Here is a 20,536-nt window from a genome sequence, read left to right as displayed (position 1 = left end):
AATGACCGTGTGGCGGGTTCGCTCGCCACCGAGGGCGCACTCGTCCTCGAAAAAATACCCACCCCCGATTTTTTGCAGGAGCACCTATGACCCGTCCAAAGAAAGCCGAGCCCGCCGCGCACGCCGAACCCTCGCGCATCCGTGAAGGCTTGCCCTTCCCGCTCGGTGCGACCTGGGATGGTCTGGGGGTCAACTTCGCGCTGTTTTCCGCCAACGCCACCAAGGTTGAGCTGTGCATTTTCGACGATGCCGGCGAAGTCGAACTCGAACGCATCGAACTCCCGGAATACACCGACGAGATCTACCACGGCTATCTGCCCGATGCGCATCCCGGGCTGATTTACGGTTACCGGGTTTACGGCCCGTACGACCCGGCCAACGGCCACCGCTTCAACCACAACAAATTGCTGATCGATCCGTACGCCAAACAACTGGTCGGCGAGTTGAAATGGTCAGAGGCGCTGTTCGGCTACACCATCGGTCACCCGGACGCCGACCTCAGTTTCGACGAGCGCGACAGCGCGCCCTTCGTCCCCAAGTGCAAAGTCATCGACCCGGCACACACCTGGGGACACGACCATCGCGTCAGCGTGCCGTGGGACAAGACCATCATTTATGAGACCCACGTGCGCGGCATCAGCATGCGCCACCCGTCCGTGCCGGAAAACGTACGCGGGACGTTTGCCGGGCTGATGGTTGAAGATGTGCTTGAACACATCCGCAAACTGGGTGTGTCGACCGTCGAGCTGCTACCGATCCACGCCTTCGTTAACGATCAGCATCTGTTGCACAAAGGCATGACCAATTACTGGGGCTACAACAGCATCGCGTTCTTCGCTCCGGACCCGCGCTACCTGGCCAGCGGCAAGATTGCCGAGTTCAAGGAAATGGTCGCGCACCTGCACGATGCCAATCTCGAAGTGATTCTCGACGTGGTCTACAACCACACCGCCGAGGGCAACGAGCAAGGCCCGACCCTGTCGATGCGCGGGATCGACAATGCCTCGTACTACCGCTTGATGCCGGACGACAAGCGCTTCTACATCAACGATTCCGGCACCGGCAACACCCTCGATCTGAGCCACCCGTGCGTGCTGCAAATGGTCACCGACTCGCTGCGCTATTGGGCCAGCGAAATGCACGTCGACGGCTTCCGTTTCGACCTGGCGACCATCCTCGGCCGTTATCACGACGGTTTCGACGAGCGCCACAGCTTCCTTGTCGCTTGCCGCCAGGACCCGGTACTGCGCCAGGTGAAAATGATCGCCGAGCCTTGGGACTGTGGCCCCGGCGGTTATCAGGTCGGCAACTTCCCGCCGGGCTGGGTCGAGTGGAACGACAAGTTCCGCGACACCGTACGCGCGTTCTGGAAAGGCGACGACGGCCAGCTCGCCGACTTCGCCAGTCGCATGACCGCCTCCGGGGAAATGTTCAACCAGCGCGGCCGCCGGCCTTATTCGTCGGTGAATTTCGTCACTGCCCACGACGGTTTTACCCTCAACGATCTGGTCTCCTACAACGACAAGCACAATGAGGCCAACGACGAAAACAATCAGGACGGCAGTAACAACAACCTGTCTTGGAACCACGGCGTCGAAGGCCCCACCGACGATCCGGAAATCAACGCGCTGCGCCACCGGCAGATGCGCAACTTCTTCGCCACCTTGCTGCTGTCCCAGGGCACGCCGATGCTGGTGGCCGGCGACGAATTCGCCCGCACCCAGGACGGCAACAACAATGCCTATTGCCAGGACAGCGAAATCGGCTGGGTCAACTGGGACCTGAGCGAAGACGGGAAGGCGCTGCTGAAATTCGTCAAACGCCTGATCAAGTTGCGCCTGGCCTACCCGATCCTGCGACGCGGGCGTTTTCTGGTGGGCGAATACAACGAGGACATCGGCGTCAAGGACGTGACCTGGCTCGCGCCGGATGCCACGGAGATGACCACCGAACACTGGCATGACGCGCATAACCGCTGCATGGGTATGTTGCTCGACGGTCGCGCGCAGGAAACCGGGATCCGCCGCAAGGGCGCCGACGCCACGTTGCTGCTGGTGTTCAACGCCCATCACGACATCGTCAACTTCACCTTGCCGGAAGTGCCTGAAGGCAGCTTCTGGACCTGCATGATCGACACCAACCAACCATCGATCCGGGGTCAGGAGCGCTTCACGTTCGGTCACGAGTATTCGGTCACCGGGCGTTCGCTGCTGCTGTTTGAACTGCAACGCGAAGAAGAGGACTGACATGGACTTGCCCGGCTATCTCTCACGGCACGCGCCGGATTACCGCGATACCACCGCTCTCGGGCTGTGTCTGCGGGAAATGGTCGAGGCCGGTCTCGACCGTCTGCCACTGCCCGGCAGCGGCCGCACGCTGGAGCGCTGGCAACGGCTGTCCGAGGTCGGCGGGCATGATCTGGGGCTGTGCAAACTCTACGAAGGCCATACCGACGCGTTGGCGATCATCGAGCAACTGGGTGGCTCGCCGACGCCCGGCAGCACATGGGGTATGTGGGCGGCCGAACCACCGCAGGCGCGGGTTCGGGTCAGCCGGTCGGGGCAAATGGTGCGGTTGAACGGGCGCAAGGCCTGGTGCTCCGGGGCGGCGGTGCTCAGTCACACCCTGCTCACCGCATGGGATGAGGACGATCGTCAGCAACTGGTGGCCGTGGCCCTCGATCAACCGGGTGTGACCGTGACCGATCAGGGCTGGCAAGCGGTCGGTATGGCGGCCACCGGCAGCGTCGAAGTGCTGTTCGACGATGTCGAGGCCCAGGCGATCGGCGACCCTGGCGACTATCTGCAACGTCCGGGTTTCTGGCACGGCGGGATCGGGATCGCCGCGTGCTGGTACGGCGCCGCGAGGGAGATCGGCGAGCGCTTGCGCCAGCAATGTGCGCGACGTGAAGAGCCCCACGCGCTGGCCAGTCTCGGCGCCGTCGACAGCGCCTTGCACGGGGCCGCTGAGGTGCTGCGGGTCAGTGCCCTGAACATCGACAGCAATCCTCACCGCAACGCCGAGTTGCTGGCCCGTCGCGTGCGCGCCGTGGTCGAGGATGCCGCCGAACAGGTCATTCGCGAGACCGGTCGGGCACTCGGCGCCGGGCCGTTCTGCAAGGATCCACACTTTGCCCGTCTGGCGGCGGACTTGCCGGTGTATCTGCGCCAGAGCCACGCCGAACGTGATCTGGCGGCATTGGGCCAACTGATCGCTCAGCAACCGCGCGAGGGTTGGGCCTTATGAAGCGCAATCCGATCGTCGGCGAGGGAACCTCACTGCACGAATGGCAGGGCTCACGTCATCTGGCGGCGGTGGACAGCATCGACATTCTCGAACTGGTACCGCCGGGATCGCGGGCGGTGGTGATCGCGCCGCATCCGGATGATGAAGTGCTCGGTTGCGGCGGACTGCTGCAACGGCTCGCGGCGGCGGGCCGAACCCTGCAATTGATCTCGGTCACCGATGGCAGCGCCAGTCATCCGGGATCGGATCGCTGGCCGGTGGAGCGCCTGAGCGTGGTGCGCCCGCAGGAGTCCGCCGAAGCCCTGCGCCGCCTCGGCCTGCCCATGCACCAGTTGCAATGGCTGCGCGGCGGCTTCCCCGACACCCAGGTCGCCGCGAGCGAGTCGATGCTGTGCGAATACCTGACCCGCTACCTGCATCCCGACGATGTGATCTTCACCACCTGGCGCGAAGACGGCCACAGCGACCACGAAGCTGTCGGCCGCGCCAGTGTCGAGGCGGCCCGGCGCGTGGGCGCGATCTGCCACGAACTGCCGGTCTGGACCTGGCACTGGGCAACCCCCGAAGACGCCGTCGTGCCGTGGGAGCGGGCACGCAAGATTTTGCTCAGCCCCGCACAGGTCGCGCGCAAACGCCACGCGGTGCATGCGTTCGCCAGCCAGCTGGAAGGCGATCCGCAAGCCGGACTCGCTCCGGTGCTCGCGCCCTATGTCATCGATCGATTGCTGCAACCGTTCGAGGTGGTCTTTCTATGAGTGTCGAGGACCGCTACTTCGAAGGCCTGTTCACGGGCAACAACGACCCCTGGGGATTTCGCCAGCGCTGGTACGAACAACGCAAACGCCTCGTGACGCTGGCAGCCCTGCCCCGTCCGCACTATCGGGCCATCTTCGAACCGGGGTGCGCCAATGGTGAACTGAGTGCGGCGCTGGCCGGGCGCTGCGATCGGCTGTTGTGCTGCGACACCAGCGCCGCCGCTGCCGATCTGGCGCGTACTCGGCTGAGCCTGTTTGACCACGCCGAGGTACGGCACGGACGCTTGCCGAGCGACTGGCCTGAGGAAAAATTCGACCTGATTGTATTTAGCGAAATCGGCTACTACCTCGACCGGCAGGATCTGACGGAAGTCATCCGGCGCATCAGCGATTCATTGACGGCGGACGGGCAACTGCTGGCCTGTCACTGGCGCCCGCCCATCGAAGGTTGCCCGCTCAATGCGCGACAGGTCCACGACCTGATTCACGAACAGTTGCACCTGCCGCGACTGGTTCTGCATCAGGAAGCGGACTTTCTGCTGGAAGTCTGGAGCCGCGAACCCCGTTCGGTGGCCGCGCTGGAGGGGTTGCGATGATCGGCATCCTGATTCCTGCGCACAACGAAGAGCAATGGCTCGATGAATGCCTGCGCGCGGCCTTGCGGGCCGCCGAAAACTCCCTGCTGGCCGGTGAACCGGTGGAAATCCTCGTAGTGCTCGACAGTTGTACCGATCGCTCGGCGCACATCGTCAGCCAATATCCGGTGCAAGCATTGAGCATCGAAGCGCGCAATGTCGGTCAGGCCCGTGCCGTTGGCGCACAACACCTGCTTGAGCGCGGTGCGCGCTGGATTTCCTGCTCGGACGCCGACAGCCGCGTCGCCGAGGATTGGTTGGTGGCACAGCTGGGGCTGGGCACCGATGCGGTCTGCGGCACGGTGACCGTTGACCGCTGGCAAGACGGGTTCGATGAGGCGGCACAGATTCGCTATCACCGTGATTACCGGGCCTGCGATGGCCACCGGCACATCCATGGCGCCAATCTGGGTGTCAGCGCGCAAGCCTATGTCCGCGCCGGCGGCTTCGAGCCGTTGCCCCGAGATGAGGACGTGCAGCTGGTGCGTCAACTCGAGCGTTCAGGAGCCAGCATCGCCTGGAGCCATCGTCCGCAAGTCATCACCAGCGCCCGTCTGGACAGTCGCGCACGGGGCGGTTTTGGCGACTATCTGCGACAGTTGGCACAGACTGAATAAAAAAAAGCGGATCAGGTTGATCTGTGACGCGACGAACCGCCCGTCTTGAGCAATACTCTGCTGCGCAGCAATCCAGGGTTCGGAGCGCTGCAGGGCTTTCCACCAGCCTTCACGGGTCGAACACGCCTGGAATGACCAGCGCTTGTACGACTGAGGGCGAGACTCAACAAGGACGTATCACTGATGAAATCGTTATCCCTCAGCGAGAGCGGCCTGCCGGCGCAGATCTGGAACAGCGCCCCGCAGCTCGACAACATTCCCGTCATCAATACTCACACTTTGGTGCCACCCGGCGTTCGCGCCGTGGTCATCGCCCCGCACCCCGGCGATGAAGTGGTGACCTGCGGCGGCCTGCTGCAACTGCTTTCCAGCCTCGGGCATCCCTTGCAACTGCTGTCGATCACCGATGGCAGCGCCAGTCATCCGGGCTCGCGTCAGTGGTCGGAAAAACGCCTGAGCGTGTTCCGCCCGCAGGAAAGCGTCGAAGCCCTGCGCCGTCTGGGCATGCCGATGCACAGCCTGAAATGGGTACGCGGCGGTTTCACCGACAACGCCCTGCTCGACCAGGAAACCCAACTGACCGAGTTCATCGCCCGCTACCTGCGCCCCGGCGACGTGGTCTTCAGCACCTGGTGCCAGGACGGCACCGCCGATCATGAAGCGGTCGGCCGGGCCAGCGCCAAAGCCGCAAGACAGGTCGGCGCCACTTTTCACGACGTGCCGGTCTGGGCCTGGCACTGGCCGGAGCGGGACCAGGCTCAGATACCGTGGCATCGCGCACGCAAACTGCGACTCGATACCTGGACCGTCGCGCGCAAGAGCCACGCCACCCATGCCTACGCCAGCCAGCTCATTGGCGAACCGGCGATCGGTATCGCACCGCTGCTGCCCAAGTCGATTCTGGAACGCATGCGCCTGCCTTACGAAATCGTCTTCGTCGACTGATGATCCGTCGGGCGCGGTCAGCCACTCAAAGTGAACTGCCCGCGTCCGGATCAGTCGCATGAACAGGCAGTCATGATTCAGAGGAGTGAACGTGTCCAGTGATCCGAAGCGTCATGCCGTCGACGCACAGACCTCGACCCCGTCCGCCATCCATCGCCTGCGGGTGCTGACGGTCAATACGCACAAGGGTTTCACCGCGCTCAATCGACGTTTCATCCTTCCGGAACTGCGTGAAGCGGTACGCAGCACCTCGGCCGATCTGGTGTTTCTGCAGGAAGTGGTGGGTGAACACGAGCGGCATTCCAGCCGCTACAACGAGTGGCCGCAGACCTCGCAGTACGAATTTCTCGCCGACAGCATGTGGAGCGACTTTGCCTACGGCCGCAATGCGGTGTATCCCGATGGCCATCACGGCAACGCTCTGTTGTCGAAATACCCGATCCGCGAATACCGCAACCTTGACGTCTCGATCACCGGCCCGGAACGGCGCGGGCTGCTGCATTGCGTCCTGGATGTGCCGGGGCATGCCGAAGTGCATGCCATCTGCGTGCACCTGAGCTTGCTCGAAAGCCATCGGCAATTGCAGTTGCAGCTGCTCTGCCAGTTGCTCGAATCCCTGCCCGACGATGCCCCGGTGATCATCGCCGGCGACTTCAACGACTGGCAGTTGCAGGGCAACGTCGCCCTCGCCCGCCGCGACTACCTGCACGAAGCCTTCGAACGTCATCACGGCCGTCCGGCCAAGACTTACCCTGCGCGTTTCCCGTTGCTGCGACTGGACCGGATATACCTGCGCAATGCCAGCAGCCACGACCCGCAGATCCTTGGCAACAAACCGTGGACGCATCTGTCGGATCATTTACCGCTGGCAGTAGAAGTGCACATTTAGGGCGTAGACGCCATTTGTCTGCCGATTCGCCCGCTTCCCCTGTCAGTTCTGACAGTAGGCAGCTCCTCATGCCCTTGTTAGGTTGAAACCGTTGCGCCGAACACCGGCGCCAATGCGTGGTGACCTTATGAACGCCTGCGGCACTTTCCTTGCCCGCCATCATTTGCTGGCCTTTTCAATCTGGCTGCTACTGGACTCCTCGGAATCGGCGCTGGCCCAGTGCGCCTTCAGCCCGACAGCGGGTGACGATCAATACACCTGTGACAGTCCTGGCAGCGCGCCTCTTTCCGATCTGTCGGGCAACAACAGCTTGAGTTTTCCCGCCAATGGCACCGGCAATATTCCCGGCAACGTCACGTTCGGCGCCGGGGCTGATCGCGTGCTCATGCAGTCCGGGACAATCACCGGCGATCTCGATATGGGCAACGGCGCCAATGTGTTGCAGATCGACGGCGGCGTTATCGCAGGTGAGGTTCATCAGCGCAACGCTGTCGACACGTTCATCATGCACGCGGGCACTATCGGCTCACTGGCACAAGGCGATGGCTTCGACAGTTTCCAGATGACCGGTGGCACTATCACCGGGGCCTTTGAGGACGGCGACTTTGCGCAAATGAGCGGGGGCACGATCGGACGCGTCGACATGAAGCTCGATAAAAACGTCTTCGAATTATCCGGTGGGCGGATCATCAATAATCTGGTGACAGGTTTCGACGATGACACGATTCGGATCTCCGGCGGGCTGATAGGCGGCAATCTGAGTGTCAGTGGAGGCAATGACGCCATCACGATCACTGGCGGAGAAATTGTCGGTGAAATTCGCGCCAGTACCGGTGAAGACCGTTTGCTGTGGGACGGCGGCGGCATTGTCCGATCGGCGATTCTTATGGGTGGCGGCAATGACAACGCCACGCTGCGCAACCTTGATGACAGCGTGCTGGCACTGACGCCGAACCTTGATGGCGGTGCAGGCAACGATGTGCTGACGTTCGACAATACTCGCACTGCGCTGCCGGCGCGTTTCAGCAATTGGGAAACGGTGAACCTGAACAACGCCTCGCAGCTGGACCTGGGCTCGGGCGCCTTGCTGCTCGGCGACACTGTCAGCGGCACCGGTGCGCTGAACGTGGACGCCGGCAGCAGCGTGTTTTCCACCCAGGGCGCGGTGTCGCCCGCCGTGGCCGGACAAGCGGTGACGTTCAACAACGCCGGCATCATCGACCTGACCCACAACAACAGCCGCACCAATGACACGCTGACGATCAACGGCAACTACGTCGGCAATAGCGGGCAACTGTTATTGCAAAGCGTACTCGACGGCGACGGCGCACCCAGTGACAGACTGGTGGTCAACAACGGCAGCTTGAGCGGCGCAACCGCCATCACGGTGAGCAACCTCGGCGGGCCGGGCGGACTGACGCTGGAAAACGGCATTCAACTGGTGCAGGCCCAAGGCACTGCCGTGAGCAACAATTCCGCCTTCGTCCTCAACGGCCCGATTTCGGCGGGGGCCTATGACTACTATCTGTTCAAGGGTGGTGTCACCGCCGGCACCGAAAACAGCTGGTATTTGCGCTCGGCTGTGGTCGCCCCTCAAGTGCTGAGCGTGCCCAATCCCGACCCGACACTGCCGCCGATTCTGGTGCCGGTAGTGCCTGTGCCGGTGGCGGCCGCGATCATTCCGGCATCCGGGCAACCGGATCTGTCATTGGCCGTTCAGCCGGTGCTTCCCGTCGCCGTGGCAGGTAAAGCGCCGATTCCGATCTATCGTCCGGAAGTCCCCACCTGGTCGGTCCTGCCACCCGCGGCCGCCCAATTGACCCTCAGCGCACTTGGCACTTTCCACGACCGTCAGGGCGAGCAACGTCTGTTAAGCGAAACGGGAGCTTTCAGCGCCGGTTGGGGCCGGGTCTACGGCAAGAACCTCGACCAGACCTGGGCCGGCACCGTCACGCCACGACTGGACGGTTCACTCAATGGGTTTCAGGTCGGCAACGATTTGTACAGCTCACAGACCTCGGGCGGGCGAACCCAACGCCTCGGCCTGTTCGTCGGCCATAGCCGGATCAGGGGCGATGTGGACGGCTTCAACGAAGGCTTCGAACACAACAGCGCGGGCAAGATCAAACTGGAGGGCGACAGCTATGGCCTGTACTGGACGCTGACCGATCCGCACGGCGGGTACATCGACACGGTAGTGATGGGCACGCGTTTCGACGGCGACAGCCGCTCCGACCGTGGGCTGAAACTGGATAATCGCGGCCACGCCCTGACGCTCTCGGCAGAAACCGGTTACCCGTTCGCCCTGAACGACACTTGGGTGATCGAGCCGCAAGCGCAGGTGATCCACCAAAAGATCTCGCTCGACAGTCAAAACGATGGCATCTCGCGGGTATCGTTCGATTCCGACAGTGCATGGACCGGTCGCCTCGGTGCCCGGCTCAAAGGGCGTTATCAGCTCAACGGACTACCATTGGAGCCATACCTTCGGGCCAATCTGTGGCACACGTTTTCCGGCACCGATTCGGTGACATTCGACGGCACCACGACCATCGACAGTGATCAGAAATCGTCGACGGCGGATGTCGGTCTCGGCGTCGTACTGACCCTCGACCGCGCCGTGAGTATCTACGCCAGCACCGACTACAGCAGCAATATTGACAGTAACGACCTGCGTGGCCTGGCGGCAAATATGGGTATTCGCATCAGTTGGTAAGTCGATAGCAGGCTAAGCAAGCGCTCTGTTTCGCGGCTCGAAGCGTGTTTTCCCCAGCAAACAACAACTTAGATATGTGCATAAAAACAAACGCTTGCAATCTCTGATTCAGCCATACCACTCATCGTCCATTTTCTTGACGCATGGGCTCCGGTCTTCTTAGCTGTACCTTACTACCCCCGGAAGTACTACTCGGGGCGAACCTCAGGTCATTCGTCAAAACGGGCGGCCACGGGTTCGCCACGCTCCATTCGGTCGCCCCTCGTTCGGGGTAGGAGAGACGCCAAGGCGAGATACCACATGCGCTAGCAAGGTAGAACTCCATGAAAACCTCACTCACCTCACAAGAGATCAAAGTCACGTTCTGCACTGTTTCAAGTTCTATCTTGCTGTGCTCGTCCATGGAGGCGCAGGCGGGACCTGCGACGGACGAGGCCACGCCCTGGTATCGCCAGAACATCCCCGTCATGACCCTCCCCGCCACGATCGTGACCCCGGGCCCGCAACGCCTGAGCCCGCAACCGGATCTGCGCGGCGCCGACCTGATCACCGAAGACCTTGCGCCCTCCGCCTGGGATCAACTCTACGGCCAGACGTCCCGCCAGGCACAAACCGACGTCCTCAGCCCGGGCTTCGCCACGCCCGGCACCGGTGACTTCAAAGGCCCGGCCGTACTGACCCTGAAAAGCAGCAGCGGCCATACCCAGCAGGTCGGCCTGATCGGCGGGATCAACCGGATCCAGGCCAATGGCAACGGCCTGATCACCAGCCGCGCCCTCGCCGACCCGACCACCGACACCCTCAACCTGCAAGGCCAGAGCCTGGGCGCTTACTACAGTTTGATCGGTCCCCAGGGCTGGCACGTCGATCTGTCAGCCAGTGGCGGCCGGGTCAGCGGGTTCAGCCGAAACGAGCAAGGCGCACGCCTGGCCACAGAAGGCAGCGCGATGACCTTGTCGGTGGAAGGCGGATTCCCGATCGGCCTCAGTGAAAACTGGGTGGTTGAACCGCAGGCGCAATTGATCAACCAGCGCATCACCCTGGACACGCCCTATGCCGGTTCGGGCAAAGCATCTTCCAGTGATATTTCGTCGTGGAGCGGCCGGGTCGGTGCGCGTTTGAAAGGTAGCTACGACCTGAACGGTCTGCCGGTCGAACCCTACGTGCGCACGAACTTGTGGCACACGGTGTACACCGGCAATACGGTGACGCTGGATCAGGTGGACAAGATCAGCAGCAGCCGAAAATCCTCGACCGTGGAACTCGGCCTGGGGCTGGTGGCGAAAATGACGCCGACGGTGAGCCTGTACGTCAGCGCCGATTACAGCAGCGATGTCGACGACAACGACCTGAACGGGTTGATTGGTAGCCTGGGAGTCCGGATGCGCTGGTGAGCTCTTCTATTGACCGTTCCCACGTCGAGGCGTCGAACCGTACGCGTGGGAATGCAGCCCGGGATGCTCCGCGCCCCTTCCAGAGCTGGAACGCGGAGCGTCCCTAGAGGCATTCCCACGCAGACGGTTCGACGCCTCGACGTGGGAACGATCAGTAATCCGCGAGGGAGCGATCTCGCGTGGAGGCGTCCCGTTACTCGCTTGGGCCCTCGGGCTTAAGGATCAACACCGCCAATGGCGGCAGGTTCAGTTCCAGCGACAACGCCTGCCCATGGCTCGCGACCTCATCGGTGAACGCACCGCCGCCGTTGCCATAATTGGAACCGGCGTAGGTGTCGGCGTCACTGTTGAGCAATTCCTTCCAGCGCCCGGCAAACGGCACGCCCACGCGGTACGACTGGCGCGGCACCGGGGTGAAGTTGGCTACCACCAGCACCGGCGTGCCGTCCTTGCTCCAGCGCAACCACGCGTAAACGCTGTTGATCGCATCGTCACCGATCAACCACTGAAAGCCTTGCGGCGCATCGTCCTGCTCGTGCAGCGCCGGCTCTTCGCGGTAGAGCCGGTTGAGGTCGCCGACCAGTTTCTGCACTCCTTTGTGCTCCGAATATTGCAGCAGATACCAGTCCAGCTGCTGGTCGTGATTCCACTCGCGCCACTGGCCGAACTCGCAACCCATGAACAGCAGTTTCTTGCCCGGATGGGTCCACATGAAGCTCAGGTAAGCGCGCAGGTTGGCGAATTTCTGCCAGCGGTCGCCGGGCATCTTGTCGATCAGCGAATGCTTGCCGTGTACCACTTCGTCGTGGGAAATCGGCAGGATGAAACGCTCGGACCAGGCGTACACCAGGCCAAAGCTCAGCTCGTTGTGGTGATGGGCGCGGTAAACCGGGTCCTGCTGAATGTAGTGCAGCGAATCGTGCATCCAGCCCATGTTCCATTTGTAGGCGAAACCGAGCCCGCCCTGCTGGGTACTCTGGCTGACACCCGGCCACGCCGTGGATTCCTCGGCGATCACCAGCGCGCCCGGAGCTTCCAGCGCCACCACGTCGTTCAGGTGGCGAAGGAAATCGATGGCTTCCAGATTCTCGCGACCGCCATGGCGATTGGGCACCCACTCCCCCGCCTTGCGCGAGTAGTCGCGATAGAGCATCGACGCCACCGCATCGACCCGCAGGCCGTCAATGTGGAAATGCTTCAACCAGTGCAGCGCCGAGGCCAGCATGTAACCGTGCACTTCGGTGCGACCGAGGTTATAGATCAGCGTGTCCCAGTCCTGGTGGAAGCCTTCCAGCGGGTTGCCATATTCGTACAGCGCGGTGCCGTCGAACTGCGCCAGACCGTGAGCATCGGTCGGGAAATGTGCCGGCACCCAGTCGAGAATCACCCCGATACCGGCCTGATGGCAGGCGTTGACGAACGCCGCGAACTCGTCCGGCGTGCCGTAACGGGCGCTCGGGGCGAACTGCGACAGCAACTGATAACCCCAGGAACCGCCGAACGGGTGCTCCATGATCGGCATCAGTTCAATGTGGGTGAAACCCAGTTCCCTCACGTAGGGAATCAGTCGCTCGGCCAGCTCCGGCCAAGTGTACTGACGCGCCACTTCGCCGAGATCGTCGAGTTCGCATTGCCAGGATCCGGCATGCAGCTCATAGATCGACAGCGGCGCATTGTGCTGCTGGCGCTCGCGACGGCCAGTCATCCAGTCCTGATCCTGCCAGTCGATCTGCAGCGGCGAGGCGACTTTCGACGCAGTGTCCGGCGGCAGACTGGTGGCCAGCGCCATCGGGTCGGCCTTGAGCGGCAGGATGCCGTGGGGCCCGAGGATTTCGTACTTGTACAGCTCCCCCGCTTGCAGGCGCGGAATGAACAACTCCCACACGCCGGACGGATGCCGCAAGCGCATCGGGTGCCGGCGCCCGTCCCAGACGTTGAAGTCGCCGACCACCGATACCCGTCGGGCATTCGGTGCCCACACGGCAAAGCGCACACCGTCGACGCCATCGACGGTTTTCAGCTGCGCACCGAGGCAACTGCTGAGGTCGCGATGGTTGCCTTCGGCGAACAGATACAAGTCCATTTCACCGAGCAACTGGCCAAAGCTGTAGGGATCTTCCGCGACCTGCTCACCGCCGGCCCAACGGGTACGCAACAGGTAGGGCCGCGCGTCCTCGAAATGGCCGACGAACAGCCCCGGTGTTTCGGTAGCCTCCAGCGGGCCACGCTCTTCGCCACTGTGTTTGTCCAGTACCGAAACGCTTAACGCGCCGGGCAGATACGCCCGGATGAATTGCCCGCCGGCACCATCGCCGTGGGGGCCAAGAATGGAAAACGGGTCGTGATGTTCTGCACGCACCAGGGCATCGATGTCCTTCGCCCTGGGCAGCAATCGTTCGTTAACGTGACCCTGTTCCTTGTTCGAGAAACTCATGACTACTCTCCACCAAGATCGGAAAAGGGTTTGAGCCCCGTCAATAACCCATACAGACCGTGCAGCGGCACGGGCAGCCAGGTGGGGCGATTTTCGGCTTCATAGGCCACTTCGTAGGCCGCTTTCTCCAGACCGAACAACGCCAGTGCGGCGTTGGCACCTTCAGGATCTTGCCAGGCATGATCAAGACTAGCTGCCGCTTGGCGATATGCCTGGAGAAATGCTTCCCGGGCTTCACGCAGGTAACGCTCCGTGACCCGCCGACGCGCGGCTTCGGCCTCGGGGCTGTTGTCGACGTTGTGCACATTCAACGCCATGGCGGCGGCGTAATCGAAGGAGCGCAGCACACCACTGACGTCCTTGTACGGACTGTGCTTGCCTCGGCGTTCGGCCAGTGGTCGCGCCGGTTCGCCTTCGAAATCGATCAGGTACGCGTCGCCCTTGATCACCAGCACTTGCCCCAAATGCAGGTCGCCGTGCACACGAATGCGCAAGCCGCCGGCAGATTGCTTCGCCAGTTCCTGCACGTGGGCAAGAATGGTTTTCTTGTTGTCGAGCAACCGGGCAACAAGCTTCTGATCCGCCCCGTCGAGTTCGCCCTGATGCTGTTTGAGCAGCTGCAACGCGCGCTCGACCTGAGCTCCGACATCCTTGCCGGTCGCCTGTGCATCCTTGGCCGAACTGAGTTGCGGTGCGAAGTCCTGATTGTCGCTCGGCGCCGCCAGCACCTGATGCATTTCCCCCAGACGCTGGCCGAGCATGCCGGCGAAATCCTTCAGTTCACCCAAGGCGTTGTAATGCTGCGCCTGCTCGGACACGGCATCCGCCAGCTCATCGCGCAGCGCCCGTTCGAGGTTGTTCTGCGTCCATTCCCAGGCATCGCCCTGATTGCTCAAATAGCCTTGCGCAATCATCAGCAGGTTGTCTTCACCACCGGCGCCGCGGCGAATCACCGAACCGAGCAGCGGGGAGATATTGGCAAATCCGGCATCGGTCAGGTAAGCGCTCATCTCCAGTTCCGGGTGTACGCCGGAAGCGACTTTGCGGATCAGCTTCAGTACCAGACTGCCGCCGATCACCACCGAACTGTTGGATTGCTCGGCGGACAGATAGCGCACTTCGGATTCCGCGCCCAGGCCGAGTTTTTCCAGTTGCGGCGTTGCTTCGAAACGGATCTCGCCATCGCTGGATTCCAGCACCGTGCCGCTCTGCATGCCTTGCAGAACCGCGCGAATAAACGCTTCAAGGCTGAAGGCGTCAGTGATCAACCCGACCTGACGCACCCGGCGCACTCGCGCCAAGGCCAGTTGCTGGGGCAACGCCGGCCCGACCTGATCTTCCGAAATGAACCCGAAAGGCAGCTGATAACGGCTGGTCTGCCCGTCACTGTGCACTTCGATTTCGCTGAGCAACACCGGATGCTGTGCGTCGCCGAAACGCACGCCGTAGGCCAGTTTCACCTGGTCGATGGCGGCGTCCTTGCCGGCGAACCAGCGGCGGTTTTGCAGCCAGTTTGGCAGGATGCCCTGTTCGAGGGTGGCGCGGGACGGCGCCTCCAGCAGTTCCTCCATGCGTTTTTTCAGCACCAGCGTGGTGAAGTCCGGCAGGCTCTGCGCGGGCTCAACGTGCCAGCTCGGCATCTGGTTTTCCGCCGCCAGGCCAAACCAGTAGAAGCCGTAAGGCGCCAGGGTCAGCAGAAAGTTGAGCTGGCCGATGGGCGGAAATGCGTTACCACCCAGCATTTCCACCGGCACCATGCCGACGTAGGCCGACAAGTCCAGCTCCACCGCTTGCGCGCTGCGCGACACGTTGGCCACGCACAGGATGATTTCATGCTTGCCGTCCGGCCCGGTGTATTCGCGGGTGTAGGCCAGGACGCGACGATTGGCCGGCGAGAGCATTTTCAGCGTGCCGCGACCGAACGCCTTCGACTGCTTGCGAACGGCCAGCAGACGCCGGGTCCAGTTCAGCAACGAGTGCGGATCGCCGGCCTGGGTTTCGACGTTGACCGACTGGTAACCGTATTGCGGGTCCATGATCGGCGGCAGCACCAGGCTGGCCGGATCGGCGCGGGAGAAGCCGCCATTGCGGTCGATCGACCATTGCATCGGCGTGCGCACGCCGTCGCGATCGCCCAGATAGATGTTGTCGCCCATGCCGATTTCATCGCCGTAATACAGGGTCGGCGTGCCGGGCATCGACAGCAGCAGGCTGTTGAGCAGCTCGATGCGACGACGGTCGCGCTCCATCAGCGGCGCCAGGCGCCGGCGAATGCCGAGGTTGATCCGCGCACGGCGGTCGGCGGCGTAGTAGTTCCAGAGGTAGTCGCGTTCCTTGTCGGTGACCATCTCCAGCGTCAGTTCATCGTGGTTGCGCAGGAAGATCGCCCATTGGCAGTTGGCCGGGATTTCCGGAGTCTGGCGCAGGATGTCGGTGATCGGAAAGCGATCTTCCTGGGCCAGCGCCATGTACATGCGCGGCATCAGCGGGAAGTGAAACGCCATGTGGCATTCATCGCCATTCACGCCCTCGGCGTCGGTATCACCGAAGTACAGCTGGGTATCTTCCGGCCATTGATTGGCCTCGGCCAGCAGCATGCGATCCGGATAATTGGCGTCGATTTCGGCGCGGATCTGCTTGAGGACGTCGTGGGTTTCCGGGAGGTTTTCGTTGTTGGTGCCGTCGCGTTCGATCAGGTACGGAATCGCGTCCAGGCGCAGGCCGTCGATGCCCATGTCCAGCCAGTAACGCATCACCGAGAGCACGGCTTTCATGACTTGCGGGTTGTCGAAGTTCAGGTCCGGCTGGTGCGAATAGAAACGGTGCCAGAAGTACTGGCCGGCGACCGGGTCCCAGGTCCAGTTGGACTTTTCGGTGTCGAGAAAAATAATCCGCGTGCCATCGTACTTCTGGTCGTCATCCGACCACACATAGAAGTCGCGCGCCGCCGATCCGGGCTTGGCCTTGCGCGCCCGCTGGAACCATGGGTGCTGATCGGAGGTGTGGTTGATGACCAGCTCGGTAATCACCCGCAAGCCACGCTTGTGCGCCTCGGCAATGAACCGTTTGGCATCGGCCATCGTCCCGTAATCGCTGTGCACGCCACGGTATTCGGCAATGTCGTAACCGTCGTCACGGCGTGGCGAGGGATAGAACGGCAATAGCCAGATGGTGTTGACGCCGAGTTCGGCGATGTAATCGAGTTTGGCGATCAGGCCGGGAAAGTCGCCGATTCCGTCGTTATTCGAATCGAAAAAGGATTTGACGTGAACTTGATAAATCACCGCGTCCTTGTACCAGAGCGGGTCCTTGATGAAGGTGGCTGCCTTGGGTTTCTTCGCCATGTGAAACTCCTGTTGAATTCATTGAAGCCGAAGCTGCTACTGATCGTTCCCACGCTCTGCGTGGGAATGCCGCCTTGGACGCTCTGCGTCCACCGCTGGGACGCGGAGCGTCCCGGGATGCATTCCCACGCGGACGGTTCGACGCCTCGACGTGGGAACGATCATCATCAGGAAGAAGTAATGCGCCAGATTCCGAACGGTTGATACGCCGGGTCGATCCGCATGAACTGGTATTTGCCGTACCAGTCCCAGCGATGGCCGTTCATCAGGTCTTCGCCGTGGGTGGTGGCATCGTCCGGCAGGCCCATTTCCCACAGCGGCAACTCGAAATTCGCTTCCTGAACGTTATGCGGATCGAGGCTGACGGCCACCAGAATGAAGTTGCTGCCGTCCGCGCTGCGCTTGCCGAAATACAGAATGTTGTCGTTCCAGGCGTTGTAGATCTTCAGGCCCAGATGGCTGTGCAACGCCGGGTTCTGGCGGCGGATGCGGTTGAGCTGGGCGATCTCGGCAATGATGTTGCCGGGCTGGTTGAAGTCGCGGACGCGGATCTCGTACTTCTCGGAATCGAGGTATTCCTCTTTGCCGGGCACCGGCGCCGATTCACACAGCTCAAACCCCGAATACATGCCCCACAGACCTGAGCCCATGGTCGCCAGCGCCGCGCGAATCAAAAATCCGGGGCGCCCCGATTCATGCAGGAACGCCGGGTTGATGTCCGGAGTATTGACGAAGAAGTTCGGCCGGTAGCACTCGCGCCACGGCGATTCATTGAGTTCGCTGAAGTAGGTCGCCAGTTCGGTCTTGGTGTTGCGCCAGGTGAAATAGGTGTAGCTCTGGGTGTAACCGACCTTGCCCAGCCGCGCCATCATCGCCGGGGTGGTGAAGGCTTCAGCGAGGAAGATCACTTCCGGGTACAGCGTGCGCACATCGGCGATCAACCATTGCCAGAACGGCAGCGGTTTGGTGTGCGGGTTGTCCACGCGAAAGATCTTCACGCCCTCCTGCACCCAGCCGACCACGATGTCGCGCAACTCGACCCACAGGCTCGGAATCGCTTCCGGCGCATAAAAGTCGACGTTGACGATGTCCTGATATTTCTTTGGCGGGTTCTCCGCGTATTTGATCGTGCCGTCCGGCCGCCAGTTGAACCAGCCCGGATGCTGTTTGAGCCACGGGTGATCCTGGGAACACTGGATGGCGAAATCCAGGGCGATCTCCAGACCATGATCAGCAGCAGCAGCCACCAGCCGACGGAAGTCTTCGCGGGTACCGAGTTGCGAGTGAATCGCTTCGTGGCCGCCCTCCTCGCTGCCGATCGCATACGGGCTGCCGGGATCATCCGGGCCGGCGGTCAGGGAATTGTTGCGGCCCTTGCGATGACTGCGGCCAATCGGGTGAATCGGCGTGAAGTACAGCACGTCGAAGCCCATGTCCTGAATCATCGGCAACCGCGAGTGCACGTCATTGAAAGTGCCGTGGCGAGCGGGATCGTCGGTGATCGAGCGGGGAAACAGTTCATACCAACTGGCGAATTCCGCCAGTTCGCGCTCGACGTCCACCGGAAATTCCGGGCTGAGGCTCAAGTAGGCGCGATGATCGGCCTCGGCCATCAGTTGCGCACTGCGCGAGTGCAGAAACAACGCGACCTGCTCGGTTTCGAGCAGGCCGGACAATTCGTGGTGCAGGCCGGCCAGCTGTTCGCTGAGCTGCCCTTCGCTGCGCTCGGCGGCCTGCTGCACCATGTTCCGCCCCTCTTGCAACTCGAGACTGACCGGGACGGCGGCGGTGTGTTTTTTCTCCAGTTCGTACTGAAAACTGGCGAACTGGTCGATCCACGCTTCGATCAGGAACAGATAACGGCCCATGCGCTGCGGCTGAAACACACCGCGCCAGCCGTTATTGCCCTGATCGCTCATAACTTCGGTCTGCCAGGTCTCATCGCCCTCTTCGCGCCAGCGGATGCGCACTGCGAGTTTGTCGTGACCGTCGGCGAACACCTTGCTGGTGACCACGATCTCGCGACCGGCGATCGCCTTGACGGCAAACTGTCCACCGTCGAGGGTCGGTGCGGTGTTTTCAATAACGATGCGCGGCAGCAACAGCGCCTGCGACAGCGGGATGTGCGGGTTGTAGCTCAGTTCGGAGGGTTTTTCAGCAGTCATTGAGCATCTCTCCTTAACGCCCCAAGGACGCTCGTTTGCCTGTTTGGCGGTCACGGCCGGGCCTGCGCCCGGTGATGAAATCTCTCAGGTTCCGAGCGGCCATCGCCGGGAAAAGTTCACAGGGATTTGCCCCGCCACAAAATCGGATCGATTTCGCAGTGCAGTGGTCAATCCACTTAAGCACTTCCTACGCCAAGTGCCACACGGAGGTTTACCCGATGACTATTCCGATTCCGGCCGAAACACCTGACCCGAATATCGACAAACCGGTCCTGCCCGAGACCGAACCGCAACCGATCCCCGAACAGGAACCCCCTGGCACCACACCACCGCCCAAGGAGGAACCGCCGACGACCATGCCGCCGGTGATTGTCTGATCAGCGAGGATCGCTGTGATCCTTCTCGATGCGGTCCTTATCCGGCTGATCCTTCTCGAACACGCTGACGATCCGCGGCATGACACTGAAGATCCCCAGCGCCAGCAACGTACTGAACACCGCCGTCGCCTCACGGCCCAACCCGGCCGCGACGCCGATGGCGGCGGTCATCCACAAACCCGCGGCGGTGGTCAGACCCTTGACGTGGCCTTCGTCGCCTTCGTGATTCTTCAGGATGGTCCCGGCGCCGAGAAAGCCGATGCCGGCGATTACCCCTTGCACCACCCGGCTCATGGCATCGGCCTGAGACCCGGACAATTGCGGCACCAGCACAAACAACGCCGCGCCGAGGGCCACCAGCATGTGCGTTCGCACCCCGGCAGCCTTGCCCTTGTGCTCGCGCTCGAACCCGAGAATCCCGCCCAATAGCGCCGCCATGAGCAGGCGCACGGTGATCCGCGTCAGCTGCGATGCATCGCCGATGTCGGCGAATTCCGCTTGCAGGGTTTCCCACACTTCATGCCACCAGGCGTTCATCCTGCAGTCCTTGTAAAGAGGCGATAAAAGGTGGACAGCAGCGACCATTAATCGGTTGCGTAGAACGATCGGCGCAGCGTAGGCCCTAACCCTTCAGATCCCCTGTGAAAAAGGACTGGCCCATGCCCCTGCGTATCGATGACAGCAATCCGGAATCGAAAGTGTGTTTTTTCACCGTTGAAAATGGTGAGGAAATCCGGATCTGCGACACCCTGGAAGTCAGGACAGATAGCGAAAAATCCATGTCGTTCGTCGAAGTGGACGGCCGGCGCATCTACGTCACCGAAGCCGAAGCGGATGCATTGACCGTGGCAGGTGCCAGCGATGGACGCAAACACCTGAAGGCCGACGACAGTGATTCGGTGATTTGACTGACCTTGATCAACGACCGGCGCAGACGTCTGGGATAGGCATCTGCGCCCTGGCCGGCGTGCTGCTTCAAGTTGTCGCAGGCATGCCTGAAAAAGCCATCTGATACGCTT

15 protein-coding genes are annotated in these 20,536 nt (G+C 61.9%); 11 read left to right on the top strand and 4 right to left on the bottom strand.

Annotation, left to right across the window (positions count from 1 at the left end):
- The first annotated feature begins 86 nt into the window (after window positions 1–86).
- The 9 genes from glgX (at window position 87) to CAF73_RS23190 (ending at window position 11,197) form a co-directional block, all read left to right on the top strand.
- Window positions 87–2,246 (top strand): glycogen debranching protein GlgX, encoded by a 2,160-nt coding sequence (gene glgX / locus CAF73_RS23230; RefSeq protein WP_085700684.1) that lies wholly within the window; start codon window positions 87–89, stop codon window positions 2,244–2,246.
- Window position 2,247: 1 nt separating this feature from the next.
- The gene (locus CAF73_RS23225; protein ID WP_085704017.1) at window positions 2,248–3,246 is read left to right on the top strand and encodes an acyl-CoA dehydrogenase family protein; all 999 of its coding nucleotides are present in this window, start codon (window positions 2,248–2,250) and stop codon (window positions 3,244–3,246) included.
- Window positions 3,243–4,001, top strand: a complete 759-nt coding sequence (locus CAF73_RS23220; protein ID WP_085700686.1) for a PIG-L deacetylase family protein — start codon at window positions 3,243–3,245, stop codon at window positions 3,999–4,001. Before CAF73_RS23225 ends, CAF73_RS23220 begins: the two co-directional genes overlap by 4 nt.
- Complete coding sequence (locus tag CAF73_RS23215) at window positions 3,998–4,597, top strand: SAM-dependent methyltransferase (RefSeq protein ID WP_085704014.1); 600 nt, start codon at window positions 3,998–4,000, stop codon at window positions 4,595–4,597. The genes CAF73_RS23220 and CAF73_RS23215 overlap by 4 nt, the downstream gene beginning before the upstream one ends.
- A complete protein-coding gene (locus CAF73_RS23210; protein WP_085700688.1) occupies window positions 4,594–5,253 on the top strand; it encodes a glycosyltransferase family 2 protein in 660 nt (219 codons plus the stop codon). Before CAF73_RS23215 ends, CAF73_RS23210 begins: the two co-directional genes overlap by 4 nt.
- A 183-nt stretch (window positions 5,254–5,436) precedes the next feature.
- Window positions 5,437–6,198, top strand: a complete 762-nt coding sequence (locus CAF73_RS23205) for a PIG-L deacetylase family protein (RefSeq protein WP_085700689.1) — start codon at window positions 5,437–5,439, stop codon at window positions 6,196–6,198.
- 91 nt (window positions 6,199–6,289) lie between these two features.
- Window positions 6,290–7,087 carry an endonuclease/exonuclease/phosphatase family protein gene (locus tag CAF73_RS23200; RefSeq protein WP_085704053.1) on the top strand — a complete coding sequence of 266 codons (798 nt, stop codon included), beginning with the start codon at window positions 6,290–6,292 and terminating at the stop codon, window positions 7,085–7,087.
- 112 nt (window positions 7,088–7,199) lie between these two features.
- On the top strand, window positions 7,200–9,803 hold the full coding sequence (locus CAF73_RS23195; RefSeq protein ID WP_256574795.1) for an autotransporter outer membrane beta-barrel domain-containing protein: 2,604 nt from the start codon (window positions 7,200–7,202) through the stop codon (window positions 9,801–9,803).
- 323 nt (window positions 9,804–10,126) lie between these two features.
- Entirely contained in the window at window positions 10,127–11,197 is a 1,071-nt protein-coding gene (locus CAF73_RS23190) for an autotransporter outer membrane beta-barrel domain-containing protein (RefSeq protein WP_085704009.1), read from the top strand.
- Between the two features lie 193 nt (window positions 11,198–11,390).
- Here the strand turns inward: CAF73_RS23190 and glgB are convergent, their stop codons facing one another.
- The 3 genes from glgB to CAF73_RS23170 all read right to left on the bottom strand — a co-directional run bounded on the left by glgB (window position 11,391) and on the right by CAF73_RS23170 (window position 19,140).
- Window positions 11,391–13,631: a 1,4-alpha-glucan branching protein GlgB gene (gene glgB / locus CAF73_RS23185; RefSeq protein WP_085704006.1), complete on the bottom strand. Its 2,241-nt coding sequence runs from the start codon at window positions 13,629–13,631 to the stop codon at window positions 11,391–11,393.
- A gap of 2 nt (window positions 13,632–13,633) precedes the next feature.
- Window positions 13,634–16,975 carry a maltose alpha-D-glucosyltransferase gene (gene treS / locus CAF73_RS23180; RefSeq protein ID WP_085704004.1) on the bottom strand — a complete coding sequence of 1,114 codons (3,342 nt, stop codon included), beginning with the start codon at window positions 16,973–16,975 and terminating at the stop codon, window positions 13,634–13,636.
- Window positions 16,976–17,142: 167 nt separating this feature from the next.
- Window positions 17,143–19,140, bottom strand: coding sequence for an alpha-1,4-glucan--maltose-1-phosphate maltosyltransferase (locus CAF73_RS23170; protein ID WP_085704001.1), 1,998 nt, complete (start codon window positions 19,138–19,140; stop codon window positions 17,143–17,145).
- A gap of 218 nt (window positions 19,141–19,358) precedes the next feature.
- On the opposite strand from CAF73_RS23170, the gene CAF73_RS30260 reads away from it, so the two are divergent.
- On the top strand, window positions 19,359–19,517 hold the full coding sequence (locus CAF73_RS30260; RefSeq protein ID WP_007952133.1) for a hypothetical protein: 159 nt from the start codon (window positions 19,359–19,361) through the stop codon (window positions 19,515–19,517).
- Here the strand turns inward: CAF73_RS30260 and CAF73_RS23165 are convergent, their stop codons facing one another.
- Window positions 19,518–20,054 carry an MgtC/SapB family protein gene (locus CAF73_RS23165; RefSeq protein WP_085700696.1) on the bottom strand — a complete coding sequence of 179 codons (537 nt, stop codon included), beginning with the start codon at window positions 20,052–20,054 and terminating at the stop codon, window positions 19,518–19,520.
- Window positions 20,055–20,176: 122 nt separating this feature from the next.
- Between CAF73_RS23165 and CAF73_RS23160 the strand changes: the two genes are divergently transcribed.
- On the top strand, window positions 20,177–20,425 hold the full coding sequence (locus CAF73_RS23160) for a DUF3203 family protein (protein WP_085700697.1): 249 nt from the start codon (window positions 20,177–20,179) through the stop codon (window positions 20,423–20,425).
- Window positions 20,426–20,536 lie beyond the last annotated feature (111 nt).

Source organism: Pseudomonas sp. B15(2017) (assembly GCF_002113215.1).
Lineage (GTDB): Bacteria > Pseudomonadota > Gammaproteobacteria > Pseudomonadales > Pseudomonadaceae > Aquipseudomonas.
Note: the sequence above shows the minus strand (reverse complement) of the source record. Positions and strands in the feature narration are given on the sequence as shown.

Bases quoted from the DNA above. Each gene is read 5' to 3' on its own strand.
- glgX (WP_085700684.1), top strand. From the start codon at position 87: ATGACCCGTCCAAAGAAAGCCGAGCCCGCCGCGCACGCCGAACCCTCG.
- CAF73_RS23225 (WP_085704017.1), top strand. From the start codon at position 2,248: ATGGACTTGCCCGGCTATCTCTCACGGCACGCGCCGGATTACCGCGAT.
- CAF73_RS23220 (WP_085700686.1), top strand. From the start codon at position 3,243: ATGAAGCGCAATCCGATCGTCGGCGAGGGAACCTCACTGCACGAATGG.
- CAF73_RS23215 (WP_085704014.1), top strand. From the start codon at position 3,998: ATGAGTGTCGAGGACCGCTACTTCGAAGGCCTGTTCACGGGCAACAAC.
- CAF73_RS23210 (WP_085700688.1), top strand. From the start codon at position 4,594: ATGATCGGCATCCTGATTCCTGCGCACAACGAAGAGCAATGGCTCGAT.
- CAF73_RS23205 (WP_085700689.1), top strand. From the start codon at position 5,437: ATGAAATCGTTATCCCTCAGCGAGAGCGGCCTGCCGGCGCAGATCTGG.
- CAF73_RS23195 (WP_256574795.1), top strand. From the start codon at position 7,200: ATGCGTGGTGACCTTATGAACGCCTGCGGCACTTTCCTTGCCCGCCAT.
- CAF73_RS23190 (WP_085704009.1), top strand. From the start codon at position 10,127: ATGAAAACCTCACTCACCTCACAAGAGATCAAAGTCACGTTCTGCACT.
- glgB (WP_085704006.1), bottom strand. From the start codon at position 13,631: ATGAGTTTCTCGAACAAGGAACAGGGTCACGTTAACGAACGATTGCTG.
- treS (WP_085704004.1), bottom strand. From the start codon at position 16,975: ATGGCGAAGAAACCCAAGGCAGCCACCTTCATCAAGGACCCGCTCTGG.
- CAF73_RS23170 (WP_085704001.1), bottom strand. From the start codon at position 19,140: ATGACTGCTGAAAAACCCTCCGAACTGAGCTACAACCCGCACATCCCG.
- CAF73_RS30260 (WP_007952133.1), top strand. From the start codon at position 19,359: ATGACTATTCCGATTCCGGCCGAAACACCTGACCCGAATATCGACAAA.
- CAF73_RS23165 (WP_085700696.1), bottom strand. From the start codon at position 20,054: ATGAACGCCTGGTGGCATGAAGTGTGGGAAACCCTGCAAGCGGAATTC.
- CAF73_RS23160 (WP_085700697.1), top strand. From the start codon at position 20,177: ATGCCCCTGCGTATCGATGACAGCAATCCGGAATCGAAAGTGTGTTTT.